The organism is Streptomyces pseudogriseolus (genome assembly GCA_002154585.1).
Lineage (GTDB): Bacteria > Actinomycetota > Actinomycetes > Streptomycetales > Streptomycetaceae > Streptomyces > Streptomyces pseudogriseolus.
Genome location: MUNG01000177.1, coordinates 1 through 14636, shown reverse-complemented (window position 1 = coordinate 14636; position 14636 = coordinate 1). Strand labels below are relative to the sequence as shown.

The window sequence follows — 14636 nt, the reverse complement described above, 5'->3', positions numbered from 1 at the left end:
ACCGAGGTGCAGACCGGCGTCCTCGATCTCGATGGCGACGCCGGTCTGCACCTCGGTGGCGGTCACGCTGACCTTGCTGGTGGGCGGCGAGTAGCGGGTGGCGTTGTCGAGGAGTTCGGCGGCGGCGTGGATGACCGGCTCGACGTGGATGCCCTTGATGTTGATCTTCGCGATCGACTTCAGGTCGATGCGGCGGTACTCGAGGATGCGGGACATGGCGCCGCGAAGCACGCTGTAGAGCGCGACCGGCTTGGGCCACTGGCGTCCGGGGCGGCCGCCGCCGAGGACGGAGATGGAGTCGGCGAGGCGGCCGATCAGCGCGGTGCCGTGGTCGATGCGCAGCAGGTCGTCGAAGACCTCGGGGTTGCGGCCGTGGTCCTCCTCCATCTCCCGCAGTTCCTTGGCCTGCTGGTGGACGATGGCCTGGACGCGGCGGGCGATGGAGACGAAGGAGCGCTGCGAGGAGTCCCGCAGGTTCTCCTCGTCGTCGATGATCTTGAGGACCTTGCGCAGCAGGATCTGCTGGTACTTCGGCAGGTCGCGCCAGGACGGGTTGAGCCGCGGCAGGGCGCGCATCACCTCGTCCGGGTCGTTGCCGGCGTGCAGGTAGTCCAGGCAGGTGGGGAAGACCTGCTGGATGAAGTAGTCGGTCTCCGTGTCGTGGGCCGCGATCCGCGCCTCCAGATACGCACGGTGACGTTCGTGTTCGGCGCGCGCCTCCCGCAGCACGCGGCCGCGGCGCACCGCCTCGGTCCCGGCGGCGGCCACCAGCAGGGTCGCCACGGCACCGCACACGCCGACGGCGATCCGGGCGGGCTCCGTCACCAGGGCGACGGCGGCCCCGGTCGCCGCGGCCATGACTATGGCCGGTAGCAACAGCACGCGTGCGTAAGGAAGTTGGACACTCGCCATGTGAGCCCTCTGAAGCGTGTCGACTGACGGTCGGGAACGTGCACATAAGGGAACAGGCGCACGAATTCATCTCAACTCGGTGCGCTGCGGGCGAGCTTAGTCCGACGGGATCATCGCCATGTCATATTCAGCAACTGCCGGAAACGACCCCGGGGCAGGAGTACGCTCGGGGCCATTTGCACGGTCCGAGACCGTTCGAACACGCTACGTGACGGCGTACAGACGTACGGCGGCCACTCACCGTCACGGGTGAACCGGGCCCTCGGAACGGGCGTCGGAGGCCTCACGCGGGCGCTGTCATCCCTGCCCGCGCGGGCGGCGGGTGATGCGGCCGCACGCGGGCGCGCGCGGACACGAGGGCGCGCACGGAGCGGAAGCCCGGCGCGCGGGGGGGCGCACCGGGCTTCCGGGGAGGGTGTCGGGAGGCGGTCAGCCGACGGAGGAGTAGGCCACCACTCCGCGCAGCAGACCGTCCACGGCCCTGCGGGCGTTCTTCGCGACCGTCGAGCCCTCGGCGACCGGGGCCGCCGCGGAGATCTGCCCCAGCACGTCGATGACCTGCTTGCACCAGCGCACGAAGTCGCCGGCCGGCATCTCCGCCTCGCGCAGCACCTCGTCCAGCCCTTTGCCGGAGGCCCACATGTAGGCGGCCCAGGCGAACCCGAGGTCGGGCTCGCGCTGGCCCACGCCCTCGGTCTGGCTGATCCGGAAGTCCTCCTCCAGCGCGTCCAGCCGGCCCCAGATGCGGACCATCTCGCCGAGCGCCGCCTTCGCCCTGCCCGAGGGCAGCTTTGGCGCCGTCGCGTCGTCGGCGACCCGCGACTCGTACACCAGCGCGGAGACGCACGCGGCGAGTTCGGCGGGGCCGAGGCCCTCCCAGACCCGCTCGCGCAGGCATTCGCTGGCCAGCAGGTCGAGTTCGCCGTACAGCCGCGCCAGCCGCTTGCCGTGCTCGGTGACCTCGTCGCCTCGCAGGTAGTCCATCTCGGTCAGCAGCGCGACGATCCGGTCGAAGGTGCGGGCGATGGTGTTCGTCCGGCCCTCGATGCGCCGCTCCAGCTGCGAGGTGTCCCGCAGCAGCCGGTGGTAGCGCTCCGCCCAGCGGGCGTGGTCCTCGCGGTCCTGGCAGCCGTGGCACGGGTGCGCCCGCAACGCCTTGCGCAGCCGCGCGATCTCCCGGTCGTCGGCGGCCGGCGCCCGGTTCTTGCGGTGCCGGTCCGGCACGATGTGGCCGGCCTTGGTGCGCAGCGCGGAGGCGAGGTCCCGGCGGGACTGCGGGGACCGCGCGTTGAAGGACTTCGGGATCCGCATCCGCTCCAGTGCCTCCACGGGCACCGGGAAGTCGATCGCCGCCAGCCGCTTGACCTGCCGCTCGGCGGTCAGCACCAGCGGGCGCGGGCCGTCGTGGTACTCCACGCCCCGGTGGCCGTTGGCGCGTCCCGCGGGCAGCCCCGGGTCGAGCACCAGCGCCAGACCGGCGTACTTGCCGGTGGGGACGTGGATGATGTCGCCGGGCCTGAGCTTCTCCAGCGCGACGGCGGCCTCCGCGCGCCGCTGCATCTGCCCCTGCCGGGCCAGTTCGTTCTCCCGGTCCTTCAGCTCCCGGCGCAGCCGCGCGTACTCCTCGAAGTCGCCGAGGTGGCAGGTCATCGAGGCCTTGTAGCCCTCGAGACCCTCCTCGTTGCGCTGCACCTGGCGCGAGATGCCGACGACCGACTTGTCCGCCTGGAACTGCGCGAACGACGTCTCCAGCAGCTCCCGCGAGCGGTGCCGCCCGAACTGCTCGACCAGGTTCACCGCCATGTTGTACGACGGCTTGAAGCTGGAGCGCAGCGGATACGTGCGCGTGCCGGCGAGTCCCGCGAGGTGCTCGGGGTTCATCCCGCGCTGCCACAGCACCACGGCGTGGCCCTCGACGTCGATGCCGCGGCGGCCCGCCCGGCCGGTCAGCTGGGTGAACTCGCCAGGGGTGATGTCGGCGTGCTGCTCGCCGTTCCACTTGACCAGCTTCTCCAGCACCACCGAGCGCGCGGGCATGTTGATGCCCAGCGCCAGGGTCTCGGTGGCGAACACGGCCTTCACCAGACCGCGCACGAACAGCTCCTCGACGACCTCCTTGAAGGTCGGCAGCATGCCCGCGTGGTGGGCGGCGATGCCCCGCTCGAGACCCTCCAGCCATTCGTAGTAGCCGAGGACGTGCAGGTCCTCCGGCGGGATGGAGGCGGTGCGCTCCTCGACCAGGTCGCGGACCTTCGCCCGCGCCTCCTCGTCGTTGAGCCGCAGGCCCGCGTGCAGGCACTGCTGCACCGCGGCCTCGCAGGCGGCGCGGCTGAAGATGAAGGTGATCGCGGGCAGCAGGCCCTCGGCGTCGAGCCGCTCGATGACCTCCGGCCGGCCCGGAGTCCACACGCGCGAGCGCTGTCTGCGCTCCCGCTCGCGGTCCGCCTCCCGCATGCCGTTGCGGCCCCGGCGGCGGTCGCCCCAGGACGGGCGGCTGGCCTCCATCCGGGCCATGCGCGTCAGGTCGGGGTTGACGGCCTTCTTGTGGCCCTCCCCCTCCTCGAACAGGTCGTACATCCGGCGGCCGGCCAGCACGTGCTGGAACAGCGGCACGGGCCGGTGCTCGGAGACGATCACCTCGGTGTCCCCGCGGACGGTGTCCAGCCAGTCGCCGAACTCCTCGGCGTTGGACACCGTCGCCGACAGGGAGACCAGCGTCACCGACTCCGGGAGATGGATGATCACTTCCTCCCAGACGGCGCCCCGGAAGCGGTCGGAGAGGTAGTGCACCTCGTCCATCACCACGTAGCCGAGGCCGAGCAGGGTCCCCGACCCGGCGTACAGCATGTTCCGCAGGACCTCGGTGGTCATCACGACCACGGGGGCGTCGGAGTTGACGCTGTTGTCGCCGGTGAGCAGGCCGACCTTGCCGGTGCCGTAGCGGCGGCACAGGTCGGCGTACTTCTGGTTGGACAGCGCCTTGATGGGCGTGGTGTAGAAGCACTTCTTGCCCTGCTCGAGGGCGAGGTGCACGGCGAACTCGCCGACGATCGTCTTGCCGGATCCGGTGGGGGCGGCGACCAGCACGCCCTTCCCGGCCTCCAGCGCCTGGCAGGCCTCCACCTGGAACGGGTCGAGGCCGAAGTCGTACATCTCGCGGAAGGAGGCGAGCGAGGTGGCCTGCTCGGCAGCGCGCCTGCGTGCTGCCGCGTACCGCTCGGCCGGTGAGAGGTCCTCTGTCATCGTGCATTCGAGCGTACCGGGCCGCACCGACAACAGGACGATCATTATCCGGATCGGCCGCCTGAGGTGGGGGAACGCCGGGGACGTCCGCTCAGGGACCGACGACCCGGACCGCCCCCGGCACACAGCGGGCGGTGAGCGGCAGCGGGCCCACGTACTCCCCGTCCGCGTAGCCGGTGACGTCCTCGGCGACCAGTTCCACGCTCGCGGCCCGCAGCGTCGTCACCACGGGGTGGTCGACGTGCGTCCCCCGGTAGACCCGCGGGAACACCCGCAGCAGCGTGGCCCGGCTGCACTCGCCGACCACCGTGATGTCGAACAGGCCGTCGGTGAGGTCCGCTCCCGGGCATATCCGCATGCCCCCGCCGTACGACGGCCCGTTGCCGACGGCCACCAGGGTCGCCTCGACCTCACGGACGTCCCCGCCGTCGAGGGTGATGCGGTACGGAAGCGGCGTGAAGGCGGCCAGCTCGGCGACCATCGCCAGGTCGTACTTGAAGCGGCCGAGGGGGGCGCGCATCCGGTTGCCCCGGTCGTTGACCCGGGAGTCGAAGCCGGAGGCGAGCACCGCGCCGAACCAGCGGTCGCCGATCCGGCCGAGGTCGACGTCACGGGACCGCCCGCTCTTGAGGGCGTCGGCGATCATCCGCCCGGCCGTGGCGGGTTCGCGCAGGGGCATGCCGAGCGCCCGGGCGAAGTCGTTGCCGGTGCCCGCCGCGACCAGGCCGAAGGGGGTGCCGGTGCCGACGACGGCCTGGAGGGCGAGATTGGCCATGCCGTCGCCGCCGACGGCGATCAGGGCCCCGGTGCCCTCCTCGACGGCCGTACGCGCCCGGGACAGCGCGTCCTCGGGGCCGTCGCCCGTCACGGTGGCGACGTGGAAGCCGGCGTCGCGCAGCGCGGAGGCGGCCGACCGCGCCGCGCGGGCGCCCCGGCCGCCGCCCGCGGTGGGGTTCACGATGAGGGTGATCTCGCTGGTCACGGGAGTGACCTTATGAGGTGCCGGGCCGTCCTCAGGTCACGTCGTCATAACCGTTGACGCGGTCCCGGGTGGCCTGCTCGGGCAGCGCGGACACCGGTTCGGCCGGTGCGACGGCCTCAGGGGTGTGGTCCAGCTCGGACGCCTCGTCGTCCGCGAGGCCCTCGGCCTCCTTGCGGGCGCGCCGCCGGTCGTTCAGCAGCGAGAAGCCCACGGCGACGAAGTACAGGACGATGATCGGTCCGGAGAGCGCCAGCATGCCGACCGGGTCGGTGGTGGGGGTGGCGACCGCGCCGAAGACGAAGACGCCCATGACGACTCCGCGCCACCAGCCCGCCATCCGGCGGCCGGACACGATGCCCACCATGTTCAGCATGATCAGCAGCAGCGGCAGCTCGAAGGCCAGGCCGAAGACGAGCACCATGCGGATGGTGAAGTCGAGGACCTCGTCGAGCGAGAGGATGTTCGCCGATCCCCCGGGGGTGAGGCTGAGCAGCACCTTGATGCTGACCGGGAGGATCACGTACGAGAGGAGCGCGCCGCCGGCGAACAGCGGCACCGCCGCCGCGGTGAAGATGTACGTGTACTTCTTCTCGTGCCGGTGCAGGCCGGGGGCGACGAAGGCCCACAGCTGGTAGAGCCAGACCGGGCTGGAGACGACCAGGCCGGCCATGAGGCTCACCTTGATCGTCGTGGTGAACGGCGACGTCAGTGTGTTGAACGACACGATGGCGCAGTTGCCGCCGTCGCTGTTCGTCAGACTGTCGCACTTGGGCACCGGCTCGGCCAGGAACTGCATGAGCTGTTCGCTGTAGAACGCGGCGACGACCGACACCACGACGATCGCGAGCACGGCCTTGGCCAGGCGGTTCCGCAGCTCACGCAGGTGTTCCACGAGAGGCATGCGCCCCTCGGGATCCCTCTGCTGTTTGCGGGCAGACTTGAGCAACCCACGTTCCCATCTCGTACGGCGGGCCGGACGTCACCGGCCCTGCGTCAGCGCTTGGTCGTGTCCGTCGGCTCCGTGACCGGGCGGGAGCTGGTCACGTCGCCGGGGGCGGCCTGGATGGTGCGCTGCGCCGGGGGCTGCTCGCCGGTCGCCGGCGGGTCGGCCGGAGCGGAGGACTTGTTCTCCTCCTTCATCGCCTTCGCCTCGCTCTTCAGGATGCGGGCGGACTTGCCGAGCGACCGCGCCATGTCGGGAAGCTTCTTCGCACCGAACAGCAGGATGATGACGACGAGGATCAGAATGATCTCGGTAGGTCCGAGCCGTCCCATAAGTCTTTACCTTCTCACCGAGGCGGGTGGGTGGGGGCCGTCCGACCGGTCGGACAAGCGTCCGAAGGACGGTACAGACAGCGATCGTAACGCCCGGGGGTGAACGTCCGGCAATCCCTGTGCGTACTCCCGTCCGCGGTCCGTGCCTCGTCTCCGGGCCGCGATCAGCAGCGTACCTGCCGGGCCCCGGCCGGTGACAGGGGCGGTGACGACGCCCGTCCGGACGGCGCGCCCGCGGGTGCGGAGCACCGCGCGGGCTACAGGGCCTCCGCCGAGCGGGCCGTGGCGGTCGCCGCGCGCTCCAGGTCCTCGGCCGCGCGGCCGATACGGCGGGCCGAGTCCGCGACCTGTCTGCCGAGGCGCTCCGCCTCGACGAAGACCCGGACGGCGAGCACTGCGAGCACCGCCAGCCCCAGGAACCCCAGAGCCACGGCGAACATCGGCCAGAACATGACGCCGAGCCTAGACGGTCGAGTGCAGCCGGAGCGTACGCACCCCGCCGCCGGTCAGCAGCTCCACGATCCGCTCCCCCGCCGGCTTGCGGACGGCGGCGCCGCACCGGGGGCAGGTGAAGGAGTAGAACGTGGTGCGGCTGCTGGCGCCGATGGCCAGCCGCAGCGCGCTCGCGGCCAGTTCGAAGCGCTCCCGGCAGTCCGGGCAGCCCGCCCGGAACATCACCGGGGCCACGCTCCGCATCCCGGCGAACGCGGACGCCGCCGTCATGCCCCGTGCCCCTGGGGTCGCCGACTCGCTCAAAGCCCTCGCTCCTGACTGTCGTCGTGCCCGGTCATCCCGCCGCCCCGGCCCCGTCGTACGCCGCGAGCGCCTCACGCGCCGCGCTGCGGGCGCTCTCGGCCAGCTCCCGCGGCTCCACGATCCGCCCGTCGCGGCCGAGCCGCAGCGCCAGCCGCTTCAGCGACGCGGGGTCGGGAGTGCGCAGGGTGATACGGAGTCCGCCGTCGGGAAGCTCGTCCGCGCTGTCGTGCGGGTAGTACTCGGCCACCCAGCGCCCGCCCGGACCGACCTCGACGACCACCTCCGGGTCCTCCGCGGCGGGCTGCACCAGCCCCTCGGACAGGTCGCGCAGCTCCACCTCCGGCGGCGCGGACGGCTCGTCCAGGATCCTGATCTCGGCGACCCGGTCCAGCCGGAACGTGCGGCGCGCCTCGGAGCGGCGGCACCACGCCTCGACGTACGTGTGCCCGACGCTGACCAGGCGGATGGGGTCGATCTCCCGCTCGGTGACCTCGTCGCGGGCGGGCGAGTAGTAGCGGATCCACAGCCGGCGGCGCTCGGCGATGGCCCGGTCGACGTCCGCGAAGACGCCGCCCTCGGACTCGAAGGTCACCGAGAGCCGGGAACTGGCGCCGGCCGCCTCGCCGGCCGCGGTCTCCACCTTGGCGGTGGCCCGCAGCAGCGCCTGCCGGTCGCTCTCGCGCAGCCCCGGCAGCGTGGCGACGGCGCGGGCGGCGACGAGCAGCGCGGTCGCCTCGTCGGCGGCCAGCCGCAGCGGTTCGGCGGCGTCGGCGCCCAGGGCGGCCGGGTTGTGCCACCAGATGCGCTCGCCGTCGGTGTCGATGTCCAGCAGGTCGCCGCCGCGGAAGCTGGTGCCGCACATGGGCAGCACGTCGAGGTCGGAGACCAGTTCGTCCTCGGTGATGCCGAAGGCGCGCGCGACGTCCTCGATCCGGGCGCCGGGGCGTTCACGCAGATACGTCACCAGGGACAGCATCCGCCGGGTCTGGTCGATGGCGTTCACGGGCCTGACCGGTTTGCCTGCCACGTTGTCGTCCGCTCCCCCTCAGCCCTTGGCCACGGCACGCAGCCGGTCCACCACGTCGGCCCGCAGTTCCTCGGGCTCCAGCACCACCACGTCCGGTCCGAACTCCACCAGCCAGGCGTCCAGTCCGTGTCCGTACGGGATCTCCAACTCGTCCCAGCCGTTGCCGAGTTCCCGGACGGAGGTGGCCTTGGCGCGGAGCGGGAAGCCGGCGTCGGAGCGCAGCCGGATGCGCGCCGAGCGGTCGGCGGTCTCCCCGGCCCAGCCCGCGACGGTCTCCCGCACGGTGACCACGTCCGGCACCGGCACGGTGAACCGGCCGGCCCGCGAGCGCACCTTGCCGGTGATCCGGGACAGCCGGAAGACGCGCTCGGCGCCGCGGTCGCGGTCCCAGCCGGCCAGGTACCAGTGGCCGCGCCAGCACTCCAGCGCCCACGGCTCGACGTGCCGCTGCTCGGGCTGTGCGGCGTTGGCCTTGCGGTAGTCGAAGACGACCGGGCGGCGGTCGCGGCAGGCGAGCATCAGCGGCTCGAACGCGGCCTCGTGCACCGGGATGCGCGGCTCCAGCGCGCCGTGCGCGCCGTACGGGTCGACGTCCTCGGGGAGTCCGGCGGCGCGCAGTTTCTGGAGGGCGCCGGAGGCCGCGCCGGCCAGCCGGGCCTGCTGCCACACCTTCGCGGCGAGCCCGAGGGCGGCGGCCTCCTCGGCGTCCAGGGTGATGGCCGGCAGCCGGTTGCTGTCGCGGCGGGCGAGGTAGCCCGTCTCGCCCTCGAGGTTCTCGACGGTCTCGATGACCAGTCCGAGTTCGCGCAGGTCGTCCTTGTCGCGCTCGAACATGCGGTTGAAGGAGTCGTCGGAGCCGGCCTCGAGGTACGCCTCGATGGACTCCCGCAGTTCGCGCTTGGTGAGCGGCCGCCGCGTCCCGAGCAGACACAGGGCCAGATTCATCAGCCGCTCTGCCTTGGCAATGGCCATCGACGCGCTTCGCCTCCCTATGGTGCTTACGAGCGACGACCGTACCGCCCCGGGGTGGCGTGGTGAAAGCCGAGGGCCCGTGCCCGGACAGGCACGGGCCCTCGGCGATCGACTCCGGTCGGATCAGACGCCGAGCAGGTCGACCACGAAGATCAGGGTCTCACCGGGCTTGATCGCCGGGGTGGGGCTCTGGTTGCCGTAGGCGAGGTGGGCCGGGATGGTCAGCTGGCGGCGGCCGCCGACCTTCATGCCCTGCACGCCCTGGTCCCAGCCCTTGATGACCCGGCCGCCGCCCAGCGGGAAGCGGAAGGGGGTGCCACGGTTCCAGCTGGCGTCGAACTCCTCGCCGGTGCTGAAGGCGACGCCCACGTAGTGGACGGTGACGGTCTGACCCGCCTTCGCCACCTCGCCGTCGCCCTCCCAGATGTCCTTGATCTCGAGGTCCGCCGGGGGCTCGCCGCCCGGGAAGTCGATCTCGGGCTTGTCGATGCTCACGTCTTCATGCTCCTGCTTGTCTGCGGAAAGGCGAACACGCACAGTCTTGCATCCCGGCGGGCTCAGAGCTTCGCGAGGATGTCCACGGAGAAGACCAGCGTGGAGTCCTTCTGGATGCCGCTGCCCTGCGGCGGGTTGTCGCCGTAGCCCAGCTCCGGCGGGATGACGATCAGGACGCGGCTGCCGACCTTCTTGCCGGTCAGGCCCTGCGCCCAGCCCTTGACGACCTGCTGGAGCGAGAAGGACGTCAGCTGGCCGCGGCCGTACGTGGAGTCGAACTCCTTGCCGCCGTCCCACAGCACGCCCTTGTACTGCACCAGGACGCTGTCCTCGGCGCCGACCTTCGCGCCGTCGCCCTCGATGACGTAGTTCGCCACGAGCTTCTTCGGGGCCGCCGCGTCGGGCACCTCGATGGAGGGGGCCTTGCCGTCGGTGTTGGTGCCGACCTTCGGCAGGTCGATGTCGTCCTGGGCGACGTCGGTGCCCTTGGCGGAGCTCTTGGCGTTGAACGTGTCCTCCACGTCGACCACGAACACCAGCGTGTCGGTGCCCTTGATGCCCGCCTGCGCGTTGCCCTGGTCGCCGTAGCCCCAGGTGGGCGGGATCGCCATCTGGACGCGGCTGCCGGTCTTCTTGCCCACGAGGCCGTAGCGCCAGCCGTCGATGATGGTGCCCTGGGCGAGCTGGATGGCCAGCGGCTGCTTGCGGTCGTAGGAGTTGTCGAACACCTTGGCGGTGCTCCAGACCTGTCCCAGGTAGTTCGCGACGACGAAGTCGTTCTCGGCGATCGTGCGCCCGCCGCCCGCGATGACCGTCTTGACCGCGAGGTCCTTGGAGGGTTCGCCGCTGCCCTTGGCGACGGTCGGCTTCTCGCCGAACTTCGTCCCCGCCGTGATCGCCGGCAGCGGGCCCTCGACGATCTTCGGCGACGGCGCCGCCGACTCCTCGGGCGCGGAGGGCGAGGCCGTCTCGCTGGCCTTGCCGGAATCGGACTTGTCGTCGCCGCACGCGGCGAGGGTGGCCAGTCCAGCGGGAACGGCAATGAGAAGTGAGCGTCGGCGCACGGTGGGGGCCTCGTAATCATCGATCTTGTGGATGGCGTCCGCGCAACTCTACGGCGTGAGAAGGGCGCCGCACGGTGTAACGTACGGCGCCCGTGTGACGTTCCGGGTGTTTCGTCGACTCCCGGGGGACACGTCCTCTCACATGCCGGCGATCAGCTTCTCCACCCGCTCGTCCACCGAACGGAACGGGTCCTTGCACAACACGGTGCGCTGCGCCTGGTCGTTGAGCTTGAGGTGCACCCAGTCGACGGTGAAGTCCCGCCGCTGCTCCTGGGCGCGCCGGATGAAGTCGCCGCGCAGCCGGGCCCGAGTGGTCTGCGGCGGCACCGACTTGCCCTCGAAGATCTTCAGGTCGTTGCAGATCCGGGCGGCTTGTCCCTTCTTCTCGAGCAGGTAGTACAGGCCACGACGGCGGTGGATGTCGTGGTAGGCGAGGTCTATCTGCGCGACCCGCGGGTGCGACATGGTCATGTTGTGCTTGGCGCGGTAGCGCTCGAGCAGCTTGTACTTCATGACCCAGTCGATCTCGGTGCCGATGCGGTCGAGGTCCTCGGACTCGATCGCGTCCAGCGTGCGGCCCCAGAGCTCCAGCACCTGGTCGACGGTGCCGGTGCGGATGCCGCGGCGCTCGCAGAAGTCCAGCGCCTTCTCGTAGTACTCGCGCTGCACCTCCAGCGCGGACGCCTCCCGGCCGCTGGCCAGGCGCACCTTGCGGCGGCCCGTGATGTCGTGGCTGACCTCGCGGATGGCCCGGATCGGGTTCTCCAGGGTGAGGTCGCGCATGACGGTGCCCGCCTCGATCATGCGCAGCACCAGGTCGGTGGCGCCGACCTTGAGCAGCATGGTCGTCTCGGACATGTTCGAGTCGCCGACGATGACGTGCAGCCGGCGGTAGCGCTCGGCGTCGGCGTGCGGCTCGTCGCGGGTGTTGATGATCGGCCGGGAGCGGGTCGTCGCCGAGGAGACGCCCTCCCAGATGTGCTCGGCGCGCTGGCTGACGCAGTAGACGGCGCCGCGCGGCGTCTGCAGCACCTTGCCGGCCCCGCACAGCAGCTGCCTCGTCACCAGGAACGGGATGAGGATGTCCGCGAGCCGGGAGAACTCCCCGTGCCGGGCCACGAGGTAGTTCTCGTGACACCCGTAGGAGTTGCCCGCCGAGTCGGTGTTGTTCTTGAAGAGGTAGACGTCGCCCGCGATTCCCTCCTCGTGCAGGCGTCGTTCGGCGTCCACCAGGAGTCCTTCGAGAATGCGCTCGCCGGCCTTGTCGTGGGTGACCAGTTCGGTCACGTTGTCACATTCCGGCGTTGCGTATTCCGGATGTGACCCCACGTCGAGATAGAGGCGGGCGCCGTTCCGCAGGAAGACATTGCTGCTTCGGCCCCATGACACGACACGGCGGAAGAGGTACCGCGCCACCTCGTCAGGCGACAGGCGGCGCTGTCCCCTGAACGTGCACGTGACGCCGTACTCGTTCTCCAGCCCGAAAATGCGGCGGTCCATGAGGGAACATTACGCCCGATCCTTCGAGCTGAAACGGGGTTCGACGGCACGGTTCGGATCATTTTCCGAACCGGCGGCGACAACCGCCGTCCTCGCCGGAACGGCCAATACCCGTCCGGTGGCGATCAAAACCAGCAGCGACACGCCGCCCGCCGCACCCGGTACGGCGAATCCCCACAGCGCCCCGCCGGCCTCGACCACTGGCCCCGTCACTCCCGTCCCGAGCGACGCGCCGACGGTGAACGTGGTCACCAGCCAGGAGAACGCCTCGGTGACCGTCCCGCGCGGCGCGTGCCGGTCCACCAGCACGAACGCGCACGCGATCGCCGGGGCCAGGAACACTCCGGCGAGGACGGTGAGCAGCGTCATGGCCACCGGCCCGGGCATCAGCATCAGCGGCAGGTAGAACACGGCCAGCAGCGCCACGATCACCTGGAGGCGCCGCGCGGGCTCCCCGGCCCACTGCCGCGCCCCGTACGCGATGCCGCCGATCAGCGCGCCCAGCCCGATCCCGGCCATCATCCAGCCGTACACGGTGTCGCCGCCGTGGTCGTCCGCGTACGTCACCGCCGCCACGGTGATGGACCCCAGCGCCATGCCGATGGCCAGGAAGGCTCCGAGCAGCGCGATGAGGCCCGGCGAGCGCAGCGCGCCCAGCCAGTGCGCCTCACGCGGCGCCGACCGCCAGGCCCGCGACGGCGGCGAGACCACCACGGACAGGGCCCCCAGCACGCCGATGACGTTCAGCACGAGCAGCGCGGCCTGGGCCGACCACAGGGAGACGCACACCGTCACGAGCAGCGGCCCGACGGCGAACATCACCTCCTGGGCCACGGCGTCCAGGGCGTACGCCCGGTGCACGTGCTCCTCCTTGGGCAGCACCGAGGACCACAGCGCCCGCAGCCCACCCTCCAGGGGCGGTGTGAACAGCCCCGCCAGCGCGACGGCCGCATACGCGACGACCAGCGACCCGGTGCCGGCAAAGGCGAACACACTCATCGCCACCGCCGACAGCAGGGCGGCCGGCAACTGCACTCGCGGCTGCCCCTTCAGGTCGACCAGCCGCCCCAGCACCGGCTGCCCCACGGCGTTGGCCACGCCGTACACGGCGGCGAGCACACCGGCCAGGCTGTACGACCCGCCTTCCGCCCGCACGAACAGCACGATCGCGATCGGGGCGGTCGCGTTGGGCAGCCGCCCGATCAGCGTGCCCACGAGCAGCCGGGTGGCGTGCCGCGCCCGGAGGATCTCCAGGTATCCCGTCGCCATGCCGGCCCTCCCGTGGAAGTGTTACGTATAACTAACTCCTCCATACGTACCATGACCGCTGTTCACCAGTCCAGACGAAGGAGCGCCGGTGCCCAGAGCCAGGACCCGCCCCACGAGCCGGGACGTCGCACGGGAAGCGGGCGTCTCCCAGGCCGCGGTGTCCCTGGTGCTCGGCGACAAGTGGCGCGGCCGGGTCTCCGAGACCACGGCGGAACGCGTCCGCGAGGCCGCCCGCACGCTGGGCTACCGCCCCAACCTCGCGGCGCGCAACCTGCGGCTGGGCCGCACCCGTACGGTCCTGCTGGTGGTGCCCGCCCTGACCACGGAGTTCTTCGCGGGCGTCTACACGGGCGCGGCACGTGTGGCGTCCCGCCACGGCTTCGGCGTGGTGCTCTACCCCTCCCCGGAGGGCATCGGCCCGGCCCGTGACCCGTTCGCGTCCGCGCAGGCCGCGCTGGACGGCGTCATCGCCTCCTCGATGGCCGCGGAGGCGCTCTCCGCCATCCGCGGGGACCAGCTGCCCCTGGTCATGCTGGACAGCGATCCGGCCGCCGGCGGGGTCACGGTGAACCTGGACATCACGGACGGCGTCCGCCAGGTGACCGAGCACCTCCTCGGGCTGGGCCACCGCCGCTTCCTGCACCTCGGCGCGGACGTGCCGTCCTGGACCTTCGAGGTCCGGGCGCGCGAGCTGGAGGCGCGGCTGCGGCGGGTGGCGGGGACGTCGCTGCGGACGGCGCGGTCGCCGATCTCGATCAAGGGGGCGGAGGCCGCGGCGGAGGCGGCGCTGAGCGGGCACCGGCCGACGGCGGTCGTCTGCGACGACGATCAGCTGGCGGCGGGTGTGTACAAGGCGGCGCGGCGGCTGGGACTGCGCGTGCCGGCGGATCTTTCCGTGACCGGCATGGACGATCTCGCGCTCGCCACGGCGATCGACCCGGAGCTGACGACTGTGCGTCTGGACGCGGAGCTGTTCGGTGAGCGGGGTATGGAGGCGCTGCTTGCCGTCCTGAACGGCGAGAAACCCTCCGGGACGAGCATCCCGGTCCACCTGGAGGTACGGGGTTCGACTACCCGGGTCCCGTAACCCCCGGACGCCGGTGCGGGCCGGGGGGTGTCGGCGCACCTCGGCGCCAACGAG

At 71.5% G+C, this 14636-nt stretch carries 14 protein-coding genes; 1 reads left to right on the top strand and 13 read right to left on the bottom strand.

The window, feature by feature from the left end; genetic code table 11:
- The 13 genes from CCN29_RS17305 to CCN29_RS17245 all read right to left on the bottom strand — a co-directional run.
- A partial coding sequence (locus CCN29_RS17305) for a histidine kinase (RefSeq protein WP_503167720.1) occupies nt 1-858 on the bottom strand: 858 nt, incomplete at its 3' end.
- Nucleotides 859-1341: 483 nt separating this feature from the next.
- Nucleotides 1342-4200, bottom strand: coding sequence for a DEAD/DEAH box helicase (locus CCN29_RS17300; protein WP_031023369.1), 2859 nt, complete (start codon nt 4198-4200; stop codon nt 1342-1344).
- Between the two features lie 46 nt (nt 4201-4246).
- Entirely contained in the window at nt 4247-5137 is an 891-nt protein-coding gene (locus CCN29_RS17295) for a diacylglycerol kinase (protein ID WP_086682958.1), read from the bottom strand.
- Nucleotides 5138-5168: 31 nt separating this feature from the next.
- Nucleotides 5169-6038, bottom strand: coding sequence for a twin-arginine translocase subunit TatC (gene tatC / locus CCN29_RS17290; RefSeq protein ID WP_006132305.1), 870 nt, complete (start codon nt 6036-6038; stop codon nt 5169-5171).
- Nucleotides 6039-6130: 92 nt separating this feature from the next.
- Complete coding sequence (tatA, locus tag CCN29_RS17285; protein WP_006132304.1) at nt 6131-6412, bottom strand: Sec-independent protein translocase subunit TatA; 282 nt, start codon at nt 6410-6412, stop codon at nt 6131-6133.
- A gap of 257 nt (nt 6413-6669) precedes the next feature.
- Nucleotides 6670-6864, bottom strand: a complete 195-nt coding sequence (locus CCN29_RS17280) for a hypothetical protein (RefSeq protein WP_006132303.1) — start codon at nt 6862-6864, stop codon at nt 6670-6672.
- Between the two features lie 10 nt (nt 6865-6874).
- Nucleotides 6875-7135, bottom strand: a complete 261-nt coding sequence (locus CCN29_RS17275) for a hypothetical protein (protein ID WP_006132302.1) — start codon at nt 7133-7135, stop codon at nt 6875-6877.
- A gap of 64 nt (nt 7136-7199) precedes the next feature.
- Nucleotides 7200-8195, bottom strand: coding sequence for a helix-turn-helix transcriptional regulator (locus CCN29_RS17270; RefSeq protein WP_086016143.1), 996 nt, complete (start codon nt 8193-8195; stop codon nt 7200-7202).
- Nucleotides 8196-8213: 18 nt separating this feature from the next.
- Entirely contained in the window at nt 8214-9167 is a 954-nt protein-coding gene (locus CCN29_RS17265) for a helix-turn-helix transcriptional regulator (protein ID WP_006132300.1), read from the bottom strand.
- A 123-nt stretch (nt 9168-9290) separates the two neighbouring features.
- The gene (locus CCN29_RS17260) at nt 9291-9662 is read right to left on the bottom strand and encodes an FKBP-type peptidyl-prolyl cis-trans isomerase (RefSeq protein WP_006132299.1); all 372 of its coding nucleotides are present in this window, start codon (nt 9660-9662) and stop codon (nt 9291-9293) included.
- A 62-nt stretch (nt 9663-9724) separates the two neighbouring features.
- A complete protein-coding gene (locus CCN29_RS17255) occupies nt 9725-10726 on the bottom strand; it encodes an FKBP-type peptidyl-prolyl cis-trans isomerase (protein WP_006132298.1) in 1002 nt (333 codons plus the stop codon).
- Nucleotides 10727-10864: 138 nt separating this feature from the next.
- Complete coding sequence (pafA, locus tag CCN29_RS17250) at nt 10865-12226, bottom strand: Pup--protein ligase (RefSeq protein WP_006132297.1); 1362 nt, start codon at nt 12224-12226, stop codon at nt 10865-10867.
- Between the two features lie 9 nt (nt 12227-12235).
- The gene (locus CCN29_RS17245; RefSeq protein ID WP_006132296.1) at nt 12236-13495 is read right to left on the bottom strand and encodes an MFS transporter; all 1260 of its coding nucleotides are present in this window, start codon (nt 13493-13495) and stop codon (nt 12236-12238) included.
- A gap of 88 nt (nt 13496-13583) precedes the next feature.
- Between CCN29_RS17245 and CCN29_RS17240 the strand changes: the two genes are divergently transcribed.
- Nucleotides 13584-14582, top strand: coding sequence for a LacI family DNA-binding transcriptional regulator (locus CCN29_RS17240; RefSeq protein ID WP_031023360.1), 999 nt, complete (start codon nt 13584-13586; stop codon nt 14580-14582).
- The last annotated feature ends 54 nt before the right edge of the window (nt 14583-14636 follow it).